Origin of the sequence: Serratia sp. OS31, assembly GCF_014164835.1 — a bacterium.
Taxonomy (GTDB): Bacteria; Pseudomonadota; Gammaproteobacteria; order Enterobacterales; family Enterobacteriaceae; genus Serratia; species Serratia liquefaciens_A.
In genome coordinates this window covers 103,797-117,066 of record NZ_JACJFQ010000017.1, presented here as the reverse complement: position 1 = coordinate 117,066, position 13,270 = coordinate 103,797, and the positions used below count along the sequence as shown (strand labels likewise).

Here is a 13,270-nt window from a genome sequence, read left to right as displayed (position 1 = left end):
TTGAGGTAGTGGAGGACAACCTTGCGGATGAATTCTGTTGTGTACTTTTTTCTGCCCATTTAAGCGTAAAACCCCTACTTGTTGGGTGTCCAACTTTCGGGGTTCACTTCACAAGGGCGGTTTTTTTATGTCGCTTAAACTGAAAAAATCAGATTATTTGCCTGGTGACGCAGGGGGAAAGGGGGCAAAATTCAGTTCAGGATTGACTTAAGCAATAGCGAAGGAGAAGCATTGATGAAGGATGTGCATATCGCACTGTCGGGCGGCTGCGTGCGGTTGGCCTACCCGGGAGAAGACGTATTGGATTTTGCCGATAGCCTGTCGTTTGGGCCGTTGTATGCACTGGATGACGATCAGGGCCTGCAGGCCAGATGTCACTGGTTACGCGATTTGCATCATTCTGTTCATGCCCCTGAGTGGGATACTTCCGAAGCGCTACGCACAGGAATGGCAACATTAAAAACGCAGCTCGCGGCGGTCAGCGGGCAGGTGACGGTGTGGGCGGCGGCTAACCCCGATGAACAACTGATGTTGCGTGCTCTGTTACCGCTATTGGGTGAACGTCGGGTTTTCGTGGTGAACGTCACTGAACACACCGGCCGGGTGGCCACCAACGGCTGCCCGGTGGAAATGCTGGAGCCGTTGTGGATCTTGCGGCGTGAACTGTCGCAGGAAGAGAAAGCGACGTTGATTGCCGATTGGCATCGCCTGTTGGCCGAGAATTCACCGGTGCGGATTTTCGCGGAAAATGCGCTGCAAGGACAGGCGCTGGAATTTTACGACCGCCCACTGCTGGACGCCTGCCCGAACGACTACATCCAGGGGGCACGGGTGGTTGGCGATGCTATGGTGAGTTCGCCTTATCCGGTGGGGGATACCTTTTTGAGTTTCCGCCTGTATGCCTTGATTGAGCAGGGTGTGCTGCAGGCACAGACCGCCGGGCAGAACATGAACCGGATCCAGGTCAAACAGGCTTAACGCTTATCTCTCCCACAGGTTGTTTTTTTGTGCTCTGAGACAGATAAAACCCGGCAAAGCGGTTTTATCTGTGACGGATATAGGATTATACTGCGCCATTAACTGTACAAATAAACAGGGGGTTGGGATGGCGCTGGCTTTGAAGGGTGAAAAAATTGCTCGTAACCGGTTCACCGGTGAGAAAGTCGAAAATGGCAGCTTTATTCACTGCGACTTCTCGGGCGCCGACCTGACCGGCACCGAATTTATCGACTGCCAGTTTTACGACCGCGAGAGTCAGCAGGGCGGTAATTTCAGCCGAGCACTGCTCAAGGACGCCAGCTTTAAAAGTTGCGACTTGTCGATGGCGGACTTCAGAAACGCCAACGCGCTGGGTATTGAAATCCGTGAGTGTCGGGCTCAGGGCGCAGACTTCCGCGGTGCCAGCTTTATGAACATGATCACCTCGCGCACCTGGTTTTGCAGTGCTTACATCACCAAAAGCAACCTGAGTTACGCCAACTTTTCCAAAGTGGTGCTGGAAAAGTGTGAGCTGTGGGAGAATCGCTGGAACAGTGCGCAAATCCTCGGCGCGACCTTTAGCGGGTCAGATCTGTCCGGCGGCGAGTTCTCCTCCTTCGACTGGCGTGCTGCCAACTTTACCCATTGCGATCTGACCAACTCTGAACTGGGTGAGTTGGATCTGCGCGGAACCGATCTGCAGGGGGTAAAACTGGACAGCTACCAGGTGTTCCAGCTAATGGATCGCCTGGGCATTGCGGTTATCGGCTAAGAGTAATGACAAGTTAGCGGATGATGGGCATAAGTGAGTTAATCACTTCATCAGCATTGACTGGGATTTTTCGTGTTGTTGCCGGGATAGTGAATTCAGACTGTCGGGTAAAATAGCGGGCATCGTTATTGACCGGCGTGACAAAAATCGCCAGGTTATCGCTGGCCTGCATTACGCCCTCAGGTTCAAACAGCGCGAATAAAGGGGAGGCGTGCGGAGCACGAGAAGTACACGCGGAAAACCAAAAACCGCTTTTGTAGGTAAATTGACACATCGCCCTTTCACCTGCAATTGTGGTAATTTGCTTTTCCAGTAACGCGTTAGCTTTTGGCACGTAGCTGGGAGGAGTCGGTTGACAACCGGTCAGGCTGAGGGCAAAAAGTGCCAACGTCATTGATTTTTTGTGAATCATAACCATCCTGTGGCAATCGTGCAGGTAACTATTATCAGTAAAGTACAATAATGATCCTAGCAATTGTTGTACGGTGGTGTCGAGAGTTTATTGAGCGGTTAAATTCTCCTATCAAATCATATCAGTGTGATAACCATTTCTTGGCAGAGTGTGCTTGTACACCCGTTTATTTATGGCAGTAAAAAGCAAAACAAAGGGCACAAAAACCGATCTCACGTCGCGGTGTTCAGTCAATCGGCAGCTGATAAAAAATTGCTGAATGATTTAATACAAAATATTCCTTGCTTAAATAATCTAGCTATGTGTAAATAGCGTCATCGGTTTGTAGTACAGACCTTATGAAAGCAGTTTTAGTAAAGCAGTTCTCAGTATTAGTGATATCCCATAGATAGCTCTTCTCCCGCGAATTTCCTTCTCTAGTGCCCAATAAGTTTCCAATAAAAACAGACCTCTATCGCCTTATGGCGTCTCAAAAATATAAAGGAAATATCTATGTCTAATAAAATGACTGGTTTGGTAAAATGGTTTGATGCAGGTAAAGGTTTTGGTTTTATCTCTCCGGAAGACGGCAGCAAAGACGTGTTCGTACACTTCTCCGCTATCCAAAGCAATGATTTCAAAACGCTTGATGAAGGTCAGCGCGTTGAGTTCACTGTCGAAAACGGTATGAAAGGCCCTTCTGCAGGCAACGTAGTCGTTTTATAATTTCAAGGTAGCGCTTTATTTCTTGCGATAGCGATGATGGTTTAAGCCGGAGCAGATAAGAAATAAAATAATTGCCTGAATAAACTCCGGGATTACCCGGAGTTTATCTAAAAATAATCAGCCGCAGCGTTTTTCAATAACGAAAGTTATTGGCAACAGAAAAAAAGATTGGCAGAAAATATTGATAACGCCGATTCAGTCTCTTTTTCTGTTGTGAAAAAGTTGTGCTTAGGCTGCGTAAGGTTGGAGTGTTCGATGGACGCTTACGCCATAACATGACGGTCGGGAAAGTCACCGACAAACATTGATGACCCTGGCCGAAAGCCGGGGTTTTTTTATGCCTGCTGCACCGGTAAACAGGCTGGCCCAGAATGAAGCAGGCCAGCCTGACATGACCGTTATCCGCGCTGGGAATCCAGCAGTTCGTTATTCTTCACCACGTCCTGGGCTTTAACGTAGCTTTCAATCAGCAACTGATATGCCGGGAAGATTTTGGTGTAAACCTCAGCCCATTGCTGTGCATCCTCGCGGTTCCAGCTTCCCTGCAGTTCAGAGGCCACGCCGGCGGTATCGATCGGTACCACACCGGCCTGCACCACACGCGCCATAGTAATTTCCTGTGCCATTTTCGAATAGGTGCCGGAGGCGTCGATAACGGCAAAGACCTTATAACCTTCTGCCACGGCGCTGATCGATGGGAAGGCCATGCAAACGCTGGTGATGGTGCCCGCGATAATCAGGGTTTTGCGCCCGGTCGCTTTTACGGCCGCAACGAAATCCGGATTATCCCAGGCGTTGATTTCGCCTTTACGCGCCACATATTGCGCGTGCGGTGCATTTTGGTGGATTTCGGGGATCAGGGGGCCGTTAGGGCCCTGCGGAACGGAAGCCGTGGTGATGACCGGCAATTTGCTTAGCGTAGCGATACTGGCCAGGGCGCCAGCACGAGCGCGCAGTTCAGTCATTGGCATATCGCCGACGGTTTGGAACAGGCCGCTCTGGTGGTCAATCAACAACATCACCGCATCATTGGCATCAATAACAGGACGCTGGCCATTAAAGTTTGCTGGAGAGCTCATCTTTCTTTCCTCTGTGAACGGGACTTAGACAACAATTAACTTTGCTTAACCAAGGGTTAATCTCAGTGCTTGTTAACAGTGTAGGGCCAAAGGAAAATCCCGCTAGAGGGCCAACTCAGGATGCATCGTTCTATAAAAAGAACAATAAGGGCCAGGGCAGGCGATAATTTCAGCGCTGAACTAAACTTAAACAGCATAATAAACATGCGGAAAGCCCCTGGCAGGGAGCGCCATTTTTTCACCAGCGCAATGCGGAGGGCTGTAATCATGGCTTATCAACATATCGTTGTGGCAACCGATCTCAGCGAAGACGCTGAATTCTTGCTTGGCAAAGGCGCTAAATTAGCCGCCGCACTGAATGCCAGGCTATCCCTGATTTATATCGATATCCACCGTGGCGGCTATTACGCCGAACTGGGCGTGGGTGAATATAACTACACCGACCGGACTTTTTCTGAGCGGGTCAAAAACATGCTGAATGCGATCAAGGATCGGTCGTCTTACCCGGTTGAAGAGGTGATTATCAGCCGTGGCGAACTGACGGAAGAATTGAACCGGGCGGCGAAAGAGAAAGGCATTGACCTGATTATCTTCGGCCATCATCACGATATCTGGAGCCGGTTGGTTTCTTCGGCCCGACAGGCGATCAACAACCTTAATGTCGATCTGTTGGTGATCCCGATCGATAAACACTAAACCCCACCATCGCCGCGCCTCAGTGTGGCGGCGATGATTTTTTGAGCCAGCCGGCCACACTATCGCGACGTTACGGAACTTATTGTTGGGCGATAATAAGCGACAAGGATAGTCACGCCGATAAATTTTATCAATCCCATCAGATGCTTGGCTTAATTCCGATAATGACTGGGCTAGCGCATTGAATTTGCGGTAGATACCTCTTTTTGATTAATAAACCGCACGTTTTGGCTGGCCCTCATCCGCCATGAGACTTATCCTCGAGCCATCAGGATTTGTATGACTTATAGAAATAAATTCACATGGAGGAGGTCTCATGCGTTTTGACAATAAAGTGGTAGTGATCACCGGTGCAGGCAATGGGATGGGGGAAGCGGCAGCGCGTCGTTTTTCTGCCGAGGGGGCTACCGTGGTATTGGCTGACTGGGCGAAGGAGGCGGTGGACAAAGTTGCCGCCTCGCTGCCAAAAGGCAAGGCACTGGCGGTACATATCGACGTTTCCGACCACGTTGCGGTTGAAAAAATGATGAACGAGGTGGCCGAAAAATTGGGTCGCATCGACGTGCTGCTCAACAACGCCGGCGTTCACGTGGCAGGCAGCGTATTGGAAACCAGCGTTGCCGACTGGCGACGCATCGCCGGAGTGGATATCGATGGCGTGGTGTTCTGTTCCAAATTCGCCATGCCGTATCTGCTGAAAACCAAGGGCTGCATCGTTAACACCGCGTCGGTTTCCGGGCTGGGTGGTGACTGGGGCGCGGCATACTACTGCGCGGCGAAAGGGGCGGTGGTTAACCTGACGCGTGCCATGGCGCTGGATCATGGCGGTGACGGTGTGCGGGTGAACTCGGTGTGTCCGAGCCTGGTGAAAACCAACATGACCAACGGCTGGCCGCAGGAGATCCGCGACAAGTTCAATGAGCGTATTGCGCTGGGCCGTGCGGCAGAACCTGAAGAGGTGGCGGCAGTAATGGCATTCCTGGCCAGTGACGACGCCAGCTTTATCAACGGCGCCAACATCCCAGTAGACGGCGGGGCGACCGCCTCAGACGGTCAGCCGAAGATCGTTTAAACAGTGATTACGGGCCCAGCTTGCTGGGCCCGATAGCCTTACACCCCAATCCGATCCCGCAGCTGGTAGTAAGCGGCACCAATCGCGGTGAAAGGAATTTGCAGGTTGCGACCGCCGAAGAACGGCAGGTGCGGCAGCTTGGCAAAGGCATCGAATCTTTCCGCATCGCCGCGCATCAGCTCGGCAATCAGTTTGCCCGCCAAATGAGTACAGGTCACGCCGTGGCCGCTGTAGCCCTGCATGTAATAAACGTTATTTTCCAGCCGGCCAAACTGCGGCATGCGCGACAGCGTCAGCAGGAAATTACCGGTCCAGCGGTAGTCGAGACGCACGCCTTTGAGCTGCGGGAAGGTTTTCAGCAGCTTTGGCCGGATCAGATTGTCGATATCGTCCGGATCGCGGGCGCCATACACTACGCCGCCGCCGTACAGCAGACGGTTATCGCCGGTGATACGGTAATAATCCAGCAGGTAGTTACAGTCTTCGACGCAGTAATTCTGCGGGATCAGCGACCGCGCCACTTCCGGCGCCAGCGGTTCGGTAGCCACCACCTGGGTGCCGCACGGCATGCTGCGTTTCGCCAGCCGCGGTTCCAGCTTATCGCCCAGATAAGCGTTGCCGGCGACAATCACATAACGCGCCGTTACCTGGCCGTTGCCGGTGCTGACGATTGCCGGTTCACCATGACGGATATTAGTGACCGCGGACTGTTCGAAGATCCGTCCACCCTGCAGGCGAATGGCTTCGGCTTCACCGAGCGCCAGATTCAGTGGATGAATATGACCACCGCTGTGGTCCAGCAGCGCGCCGACGTAGCGCTCGCTATCGACCTCCTGGCGGATACGGCTGGCGTCCAGTAATTCAAGCTGGGTATTGCCGTAGCGCTCCCAGTGCTGCTTTTGTTCGATCAACGCATGATATTGCCGGTTGTTCAGCGCGGCGAAGATGCCGCCAGGGCGATAGTCACATTCGATGGCGTACCTTTGGATGCGGCTGCGAATGACCTCTGCGCCTTCAAACATCATGCTGCCGAGCAGGCGGGCGCTTTCGGCGCCATAACGTTGTTCAATGACGTCGATATCGCGGCTGTAGGAGTTCACCAATTGTCCGCCGTTACGTCCGCTGGCACCGAAACCGATGCGGGCAGACTCCAGCACCACCACGTTGTAACCGGCCTCCACCAGAAACAGCGCCGATGACAAACCGGTGTAGCCGCCGCCGACGATACAGACGTCGCATTCAATGGATTCATTCAGCTGCGGGTAGGGCGCGTGGCTGTTGGCCGAGGCCGCATAATAGCTTTTTACGTGTTCAGTCATGATCTCTGCCCTTATTCCAATGAAATCCAGGTGGTTTTCAGCTCGGTGAATTTATCCAGTGCGTGCAGCGATTTGTCGCGGCCGTTGCCGCTTTGCTTGTAGCCGCCGAAAGGAACGGTCATGTCCCCGTCGTTGTAGTTATTGACGAACACCGTGCCGGCTTTTAACTGACGTGCCAAACGATGGGCACGGGACAGATCGCGCGTCCAGACCGCAGCCCCCAGGCCGTAGTCGCTGTCGTTCGCCAACTGCATGGCCTGCTGCTCACCGCTAAACGAAGTGACCGCCAATACCGGGCCGAAGATTTCGTCGCGCGCTACGCTCATGGCGTTGTCTACCTGGGTGAGAATGGTTGGGCCGAGATAACCGGCGTGCCCGCCTTGCGGATGATCGCGACCGTCGAGGAACAGCGCAGCGCCCTGAGTCAAACCCTGTTCGATATAGTCAGCCACTTTTTCGCAGTGGCCCTGGTCGATCAATGTGCCCATCACCGTTGCCGGATCGAGCGGATTGCCAGGCGCGAAGGCTGCTGCATGGCGGCGCAACGCCTGTAAAAATTCTTGCTGTATGCTCTCTTCCACCAACAGCCGGGTCCCGGCGATGCACACTTGCCCCTGGTTATAAAAAATCCCGGCGGCGGCGCTTTGCGCGGCCTTATCCAGATCCGGGCAGTCGGCAAAGATGATATTGGCGCTTTTGCCACCGGCTTCCAGCCAGACCCGCTTCATATTGGACTGGCCGGCGTAGATCATCAGTTGTTTGGCGACCTGGGTTGAGCCGGTGAAGGTCAGTGCGTCGACGTCGTTGTGCAGCGCCAGCGCCTTACCCGCATCCTGACCGAAACCGGGAACGATGTTCAGCACGCCGTCAGGCAGCCCGGCCTGTTGCGCCAGTTGGCCCAGATAGATCGCGCTCAGCGGGGATTTCTCAGAGGGTTTCAGGATCACGCTGTTGCCGGTGGCCAGCGCCGGGCCGAGCTTCCAACAGGCGAGCAATAACGGGAAGTTCCACGGCACTATGGCGCCGACCACGCCAATGGGTTCGCGTTCGATCAACGCCAGCGCATCGCTGCCGGTGGGGGCTATTTCACCATAAACCTTATCGATCGCTTCGGCATACCAGCGCAGACAGCGGATAGCGCCGGGCACATCATCGCGCAGGCTGTGGCGAATCGGTTTGCCGGTGTCCAGCGTTTCCAGCAGCGCCAGCTCTTCGTGGTGCTGTTCCATCAAGGCCGCCAGCTTGAGCAGCGTAGCCTTGCGCTGCGCCGGAGCCGCTCGCGACCAGTCACCACGTTCAAACACCTCGCGGGCGGCGCTGACCGCCAGATCAATATCTACGCTGCTGCCCCGGGCCACCTGGGTCAGCTCTCGCTGACCGGCAGGATCCTCCACGGCAAAGGTTTCGCCTTCGGCCGCCTGCTGATAGCGGCCATTGATAAACAGTCGGTTCTCAATATTCAGGGCCTGCGCCCGGTGTTGCCAATACTGCAGGTGGTGGAAGTCCATACCTTGCTCCGTTAATCAGAATGTCGTCGGCGTATGGGCGCTGATAATCCGGCAAATCCGCGCCGACGTGTTGCTGAAACTGTGGGGAATGCCGGTGTTGATGGCGTAGCTCTGGCCGGCCAGCAGGGGATAAGCCTGCCCGTTGACCTGCAGCACGATTTCGCCTTCCAGCAGGGTGCCGATCTCTTCCCCCTGATGCTTGATGCGTTCGCCGGTGGTGGTACCCGGCTCATAGGTTTCGATCATCATCGCCAGGGTGCGATTAGGATCGCCGTTGTGGATCAGTTTCATGGAAACCCCCTGGCTGCCAATCTCGATCAGATCCTGGTAGTCGATAACAATCCGTGGCTCAGCCGGTTTCTCCGGTTCGGCGAAAAATGCCGACAGGGACAGCCCGTACACCGTCAGCAGCTTTTGTAAGGTGCTGATGGCCGGACTGACCTTGTCCTGTTCGATGGTGCTGATGGCGCTGTGAGTTAACCCAGACAGTTCGGCCGCGCGGCGCTGCGACAATCCCAATTGCTGGCGGATTTGCGACAGACGTTTTCCCGGTGCCAAGCTGACATCGCTCATGGGCGTTTTTCCTTTTGATAGTTCCGGCAGGCGCTAATGAAACCTTCAAACAGCAGGCGCGACAGGGCGTATTCCTCACTGTTCCATTCCGGGTGCCATTGCACGCCCAGCGCAAAGGGCTGATCGCGCAGGCTGATGGCTTCAACCAACCCGTCGGCGGCGTGGGCTTCGATACGTACGCCGGCTCCCAGCGTCTTCGCGCCCTGGCCATGCAATGAGTTCACCCAGAATCTGTTGCAATCCGGTATCAGTTGCGAGAGTAAGCCCCCTTCATGAACGATGACTTCGTGGGCGGGGGCATATTGCTGTTCGAGCGGCAGATCGTGATCTTCACGGTGTTCGAGCAGCTCGGGCAGTTCATACAGCCGGCGGTGCAGGGCGCCCTGGGTAGCGACCACCATTTCCTGCATGCCACGGCAAATGGCGAAAAGGGGAATGCGCCTGTCGAGCGAGTGGCGGATCAGCGCCAGGCTCAATTCATCTCGCCCGGGATCGGCGTCAGGCTCATCGCCGTTTTCACCATAAAGGTGCGGCTGCACGTTGCTGGGGCTGCCTGGCAACAGAATGCCGTCGAGTTGCGGCAGTAACTCCTCGAGCAGTTTCGGTTCTGCCAGCGCGTGTGGCAGGGCTATCGGCAGGCCGCCCGCAGCGATAACGGCATTTAGGTACTTTTCTTGCAAGGTCTGAGTGAGGTGCCCGTTTAACCTATACCTGCACATCACTACGCCGACCACTGGTCTGTTAAATATATTGCCCATGCTGTCCCCTTGGTATGTTCGAAATTATGAACGATAAGCTTCTCCAGTGCCTTTTCCGTTCAATATTTTATAAATCTAGCAGTGGGATGGGCAATATTCAAACTAAAAGTAACACTTGCAAAACAATTTTGTTGCATCTATGTTTCATTGGTGGACATTATATTGAGCAAGATGGTCAAAAAACATCGACGGCAATAAGTGTGAGAACCACAGACAAAAACATACATGGCGGGTGAATCATGCAGACCAACATAGTAGAAGTGGAAAACTTTGTTCAGCACCACGAAGAAAAGCGAAGTAGCGCGTTCCAACGTGAAGTGAAGAAGTATCTGGAACGTTATCCATTAACTCAGCACGTTGACGTTCTGTTGACCGACCTTAATGGCAGCTTCCGCGGCAAACGCATTCCGGTTGGCGGGCTGAGCAAACTGGAGAAGGGCTGTTACTTCCCGGCGTCGGTGTTTGCGATGGATATTCTTGGCAACGTGGTTGAAGAGGCCGGATTGGGGCAAGAGCTCGGTGAGCCGGACCACATCTGCGTACCGGTGTTGGGCACGCTGACACCGTCGGCGGCGGATCCACAATATATCGGCCAGGTACTGCTCACCATGCTGGATGAAGATGGTACTCCCTTTGACGTTGAACCGCGCAATGTGCTGAACCGAGTGTGGCAGCGTTTGCGTCAGCGCGGGCTATCCCCCGTAGTAGCGGTAGAGTTGGAGTTCTATCTCATCGATCGTCAGCGTGATTCGGAAGGTTATCTGCAGCCGCCGTGTGCGCCGGGTACGCAGGAGCGTAACACCCAAAGCCAGGTTTATTCGGTAGACAACCTTAACAACTTTGCCGACGTGCTGAGTGAGATCGACGAACTGGCACGCCTGCAGGGGCTGCCGGCAGACGGTGCGGTGGCCGAAGCCTCGCCCGGTCAGTTCGAAGTCAATCTGCACCATACCGACAACGTGCTGCAGGCCTGCGACCATGCGCTGGCGTTGAAACGCCTGATCCGCATGGTGGCAGAAAATCACAACATGCAGGCCACCTTTATGGCCAAGCCGTATGAAGAGCACGCCGGCAGTGGCATGCACGTGCATATCAGCATGCTGGACCGTCAGGGCAACAACGTGCTGGCAGATGATGACGGCGAGGATTCTGCGCTGTTGAAGCAGGCACTGGCGGGAATGATTGCCCTGATGCCTTCTTCTATTGCGCTGCTGGCACCGAACGTCAATGCCTACCGCCGCTTCCAGCCGGGTATGTACGTGCCGACCCAGGCGTCCTGGGGTCACAACAATCGTACCGTGGCGCTGCGCATTCCCTGTGGCGATCGCGATAGCCACCGCGTGGAATACCGCGTGGCCGGTGCCGATGCCAACCCTTATCTGGTGATGGCGACCATTTTGGCGGGCATCGTCTACGGGCTGGAAACACCGCTGCCGCTGCAAGAGCCGGTAACCGGCAACGGGCTGGAGCAGGACGGACTGCCATTCCCTATCCGCCAGAGCGATGCGCTGTACGAATTCGAGCATCAGCCGGTGCTGAATGCGCTGCTGGGTGAAAGGTTCAGCCATGTTTATCTGGCCTGTAAAACGGATGAGCTGGTGCAGTTTGAGCGCCTGATCACCGATACCGAAATCGAGTGGATGCTGAAAAACGCCTGAACCCGCTCATCCTCGATGATACCGCGCGCGTCTGGCGCATTCCGCCGGCTATCCTGTGGCCTGCGAAGCTGCGCGCTGCGGTAAAGCATTTCTTCTACTTGGCGTACAGGACGCCGGCGAGGAAAGAACCATGACAGCCATAACTGTTCCATCAACCTGCGCGGGCGTTTGCCTGTGCCGCAGTAAATATGGGCCTTCCGCTGGCCGCGTTTTTTTGTCTTTGCACCGTCCCTTCCGCCGCCTGAGCAGCAGTTTCCCCGCGGCCTCTCTGAATGACGTTAAACGGTTACCAGCAGAGGACAAAGGGGGGAAACGCCATGGCGATTAATGCGATTGATGTTAATGAGGCGGCCAAGCCGCAACTGCGTAAAAGCCTGAAACTGTGGCAAGTGGTGATGATGGGGTTGGCCTACCTGACGCCCATGACGGTGTTTGACACCTTCGGCATCGTCTCCGGCCTGACTGACGGCCACGTTCCTGCCGCTTATTTGCTGGCGCTGGCCGGCGTGTTGTTTACCGCCATCAGCTACGGCAAGTTGGTTCGCAAGTTTCCGACCGCCGGTTCCGCCTATACCTATGCGCAAAAGGCCATTAACCCGCACGTCGGCTTTCTGGTGGGGTGGTCCTCGCTGCTCGACTATCTGTTCCTGCCGATGATCAACACCCTGTTGGCAAAGATTTATCTGACCGCGCTGTTTCCCGAGGTGCCGCCGTGGGTGTGGGTGGTAGGCTTTGTGATTATCATTACCGCCATCAACCTGAAAAGCGTCAATTTGGTGGCTAACTTCAACACCCTGTTTGTTCTGGCCCAAATAGCGATCATCGTGGTGTTTATCTTCCTGGTAGTGCGCGGTTTGCACAACGGTGAAGGGCTGGGGACAGTGTGGAGTCTGCAACCCTTCATCAATGAGAATGCGCATTTGCTGCCGATCATCACCGGTGCCACCATTTTGTGCTTTTCGTTTCTCGGCTTCGACGCGGTTACCACCCTGTGTGAGGAAACGCCCGATGCCGCCAGAGTGATCCCAAAGGCTATCTTCCTGACAGCGCTGTACGGTGGGGTCATCTTTATCAGCGTCTCCTTCTTTATTCAGCTGTTTTTCCCTTCCATCCAGCGCTTTCATCAGCCGGACGCGGCGCTGCCGGAAATTGCGCTGTACGTAGGCGGCAAGCTGTTCCAGTCGATTTTCCTGTGCATTACCTTTATCAATACGCTGGCATCGGGTCTGGCCTCGCACGCCAGCGTTTCACGGCTGCTGTATGTGATGGGGCGCGACAACGTGTTTCCGGAAAAATATTTTGGTTACATCCATCCCAAATGGCGTACTCCGTCATTGAACGTGTTGCTGGTGGGGCTGGTGGCCCTGTCCGCGCTGTCTTTCGATCTGGTCACCGCCACTGCGCTGATCAACTTCGGTGCCCTGGTGGCCTTTACCTTCGTTAATCTGTCGGTGATCAGCCATTTCTATATCCGCGAAGGGCGCAACAAAAGCTGGAAGGACCGCTTCAACTACCTGTTCCTGCCGTTGGTGGGGGCGTTGACGGTTGGCGTGCTGTGGCTGAACCTGGAAAAAAGCTCGCTGACCATGGGGCTGATCTGGGCCGGGATGGGCTTTGCCTACCTGGTGTACCTCACCCGGCGTTTCCGTCAACCGCCGCCGCAGTTTGAACGGCAGCCCCAGCAATAAGGCTAAGGCTGTTGATGAACCAATGCCAAGGGTAGATCGGTAGGGGTCGAAC

Annotated in this window: 13 protein-coding genes; 7 read left to right on the top strand and 6 right to left on the bottom strand. The window is 54.7% G+C overall.

Translation table 11 applies throughout. The annotated features are described in order from the left end of the window. The first annotated feature begins 234 nt into the window (after nt 1–234). Both H5P17_RS15615 and H5P17_RS15610 read left to right on the top strand, forming a co-directional pair. Nucleotides 235–978, top strand: a complete 744-nt coding sequence (locus H5P17_RS15615; RefSeq protein ID WP_182823870.1) for a DUF3658 domain-containing protein — start codon at nt 235–237, stop codon at nt 976–978. A gap of 127 nt (nt 979–1,105) precedes the next feature. Then, nucleotides 1,106–1,750, top strand: a complete 645-nt coding sequence (locus tag H5P17_RS15610) for a Qnr family pentapeptide repeat protein (protein ID WP_044550154.1) — start codon at nt 1,106–1,108, stop codon at nt 1,748–1,750. A 13-nt stretch (nt 1,751–1,763) separates the two neighbouring features. On the opposite strand, the gene H5P17_RS15605 is transcribed toward H5P17_RS15610, so the two are convergent. Further along, entirely contained in the window at nt 1,764–2,162 is a 399-nt protein-coding gene (locus H5P17_RS15605) for a hypothetical protein (RefSeq protein WP_182823868.1), read from the bottom strand. 492 nt (nt 2,163–2,654) lie between these two features. On the opposite strand from H5P17_RS15605, the gene cspA reads away from it, so the two are divergent. Beyond that, on the top strand, nt 2,655–2,867 hold the full coding sequence (cspA, locus tag H5P17_RS15600; protein WP_020826494.1) for an RNA chaperone/antiterminator CspA: 213 nt from the start codon (nt 2,655–2,657) through the stop codon (nt 2,865–2,867). Between the two features lie 398 nt (nt 2,868–3,265). Here cspA and H5P17_RS15595 read toward each other — a convergent pair whose 3' ends face one another. Continuing rightward, complete coding sequence (locus tag H5P17_RS15595; protein WP_044550156.1) at nt 3,266–3,946, bottom strand: hydrolase; 681 nt, start codon at nt 3,944–3,946, stop codon at nt 3,266–3,268. Nucleotides 3,947–4,213: 267 nt separating this feature from the next. Here H5P17_RS15595 and H5P17_RS15590 point away from each other — a divergent pair, with 267 nt between their 5' ends. Together H5P17_RS15590 and H5P17_RS15585 are read left to right on the top strand one after the other, a co-directional pair. Continuing rightward, nucleotides 4,214–4,642: a universal stress protein gene (locus tag H5P17_RS15590; protein WP_044550158.1), complete on the top strand. Its 429-nt coding sequence runs from the start codon at nt 4,214–4,216 to the stop codon at nt 4,640–4,642. Nucleotides 4,643–4,958: 316 nt separating this feature from the next. Continuing rightward, nucleotides 4,959–5,714: an SDR family NAD(P)-dependent oxidoreductase gene (locus H5P17_RS15585; protein WP_020826497.1), complete on the top strand. Its 756-nt coding sequence runs from the start codon at nt 4,959–4,961 to the stop codon at nt 5,712–5,714. Nucleotides 5,715–5,752: 38 nt separating this feature from the next. Here H5P17_RS15585 and H5P17_RS15580 read toward each other — a convergent pair whose 3' ends face one another. The 4 genes from H5P17_RS15580 to puuD are packed head-to-tail and all read right to left on the bottom strand — an operon-like array spanning nt 5,753 to nt 9,872. Continuing rightward, a complete protein-coding gene (locus H5P17_RS15580; RefSeq protein ID WP_182823866.1) occupies nt 5,753–7,033 on the bottom strand; it encodes an FAD-binding oxidoreductase in 1,281 nt (426 codons plus the stop codon). Nucleotides 7,034–7,044: 11 nt separating this feature from the next. Continuing rightward, the gene (gene puuC / locus H5P17_RS15575) at nt 7,045–8,541 is read right to left on the bottom strand and encodes an aldehyde dehydrogenase PuuC (RefSeq protein WP_182823864.1); all 1,497 of its coding nucleotides are present in this window, start codon (nt 8,539–8,541) and stop codon (nt 7,045–7,047) included. Between the two features lie 15 nt (nt 8,542–8,556). Beyond that, nucleotides 8,557–9,114: an HTH-type transcriptional regulator PuuR gene (puuR, locus tag H5P17_RS15570; RefSeq protein ID WP_044550164.1), complete on the bottom strand. Its 558-nt coding sequence runs from the start codon at nt 9,112–9,114 to the stop codon at nt 8,557–8,559. Continuing rightward, nucleotides 9,111–9,872 (bottom strand): gamma-glutamyl-gamma-aminobutyrate hydrolase, encoded by a 762-nt coding sequence (gene puuD, locus H5P17_RS15565; RefSeq protein WP_182823862.1) that lies wholly within the window; start codon nt 9,870–9,872, stop codon nt 9,111–9,113. Before puuD ends, puuR begins: the two co-directional genes overlap by 4 nt. A 239-nt stretch (nt 9,873–10,111) precedes the next feature. Between puuD and H5P17_RS15560 the strand changes: the two genes are divergently transcribed. Together H5P17_RS15560 and H5P17_RS15555 are read left to right on the top strand one after the other, a co-directional pair. Next, nucleotides 10,112–11,530 (top strand): glutamine synthetase family protein, encoded by a 1,419-nt coding sequence (locus tag H5P17_RS15560; RefSeq protein ID WP_182823860.1) that lies wholly within the window; start codon nt 10,112–10,114, stop codon nt 11,528–11,530. Nucleotides 11,531–11,847: 317 nt separating this feature from the next. Further along, nucleotides 11,848–13,218 carry an APC family permease gene (locus H5P17_RS15555; RefSeq protein ID WP_044550170.1) on the top strand — a complete coding sequence of 457 codons (1,371 nt, stop codon included), beginning with the start codon at nt 11,848–11,850 and terminating at the stop codon, nt 13,216–13,218. The last annotated feature ends 52 nt before the right edge of the window (nt 13,219–13,270 follow it).

What these genes read in the sequence shown, in the direction of transcription:
- H5P17_RS15615 (WP_182823870.1), top strand. Translation starts at nt 235, where the DNA reads ATGAAGGATGTGCATATCGCACTGTCGGGCGGCTGCGTGCGGTTGGCC.
- H5P17_RS15610 (WP_044550154.1), top strand. Translation starts at nt 1,106, where the DNA reads ATGGCGCTGGCTTTGAAGGGTGAAAAAATTGCTCGTAACCGGTTCACC.
- H5P17_RS15605 (WP_182823868.1), bottom strand. Translation starts at nt 2,162, where the DNA reads ATGATTCACAAAAAATCAATGACGTTGGCACTTTTTGCCCTCAGCCTG.
- cspA (WP_020826494.1), top strand. Translation starts at nt 2,655, where the DNA reads ATGTCTAATAAAATGACTGGTTTGGTAAAATGGTTTGATGCAGGTAAA.
- H5P17_RS15595 (WP_044550156.1), bottom strand. Translation starts at nt 3,946, where the DNA reads ATGAGCTCTCCAGCAAACTTTAATGGCCAGCGTCCTGTTATTGATGCC.
- H5P17_RS15590 (WP_044550158.1), top strand. Translation starts at nt 4,214, where the DNA reads ATGGCTTATCAACATATCGTTGTGGCAACCGATCTCAGCGAAGACGCT.
- H5P17_RS15585 (WP_020826497.1), top strand. Translation starts at nt 4,959, where the DNA reads ATGCGTTTTGACAATAAAGTGGTAGTGATCACCGGTGCAGGCAATGGG.
- H5P17_RS15580 (WP_182823866.1), bottom strand. Translation starts at nt 7,033, where the DNA reads ATGACTGAACACGTAAAAAGCTATTATGCGGCCTCGGCCAACAGCCAC.
- puuC (WP_182823864.1), bottom strand. Translation starts at nt 8,541, where the DNA reads ATGGACTTCCACCACCTGCAGTATTGGCAACACCGGGCGCAGGCCCTG.
- puuR (WP_044550164.1), bottom strand. Translation starts at nt 9,114, where the DNA reads ATGAGCGATGTCAGCTTGGCACCGGGAAAACGTCTGTCGCAAATCCGC.
- puuD (WP_182823862.1), bottom strand. Translation starts at nt 9,872, where the DNA reads ATGGGCAATATATTTAACAGACCAGTGGTCGGCGTAGTGATGTGCAGG.
- H5P17_RS15560 (WP_182823860.1), top strand. Translation starts at nt 10,112, where the DNA reads ATGCAGACCAACATAGTAGAAGTGGAAAACTTTGTTCAGCACCACGAA.
- H5P17_RS15555 (WP_044550170.1), top strand. Translation starts at nt 11,848, where the DNA reads ATGGCGATTAATGCGATTGATGTTAATGAGGCGGCCAAGCCGCAACTG.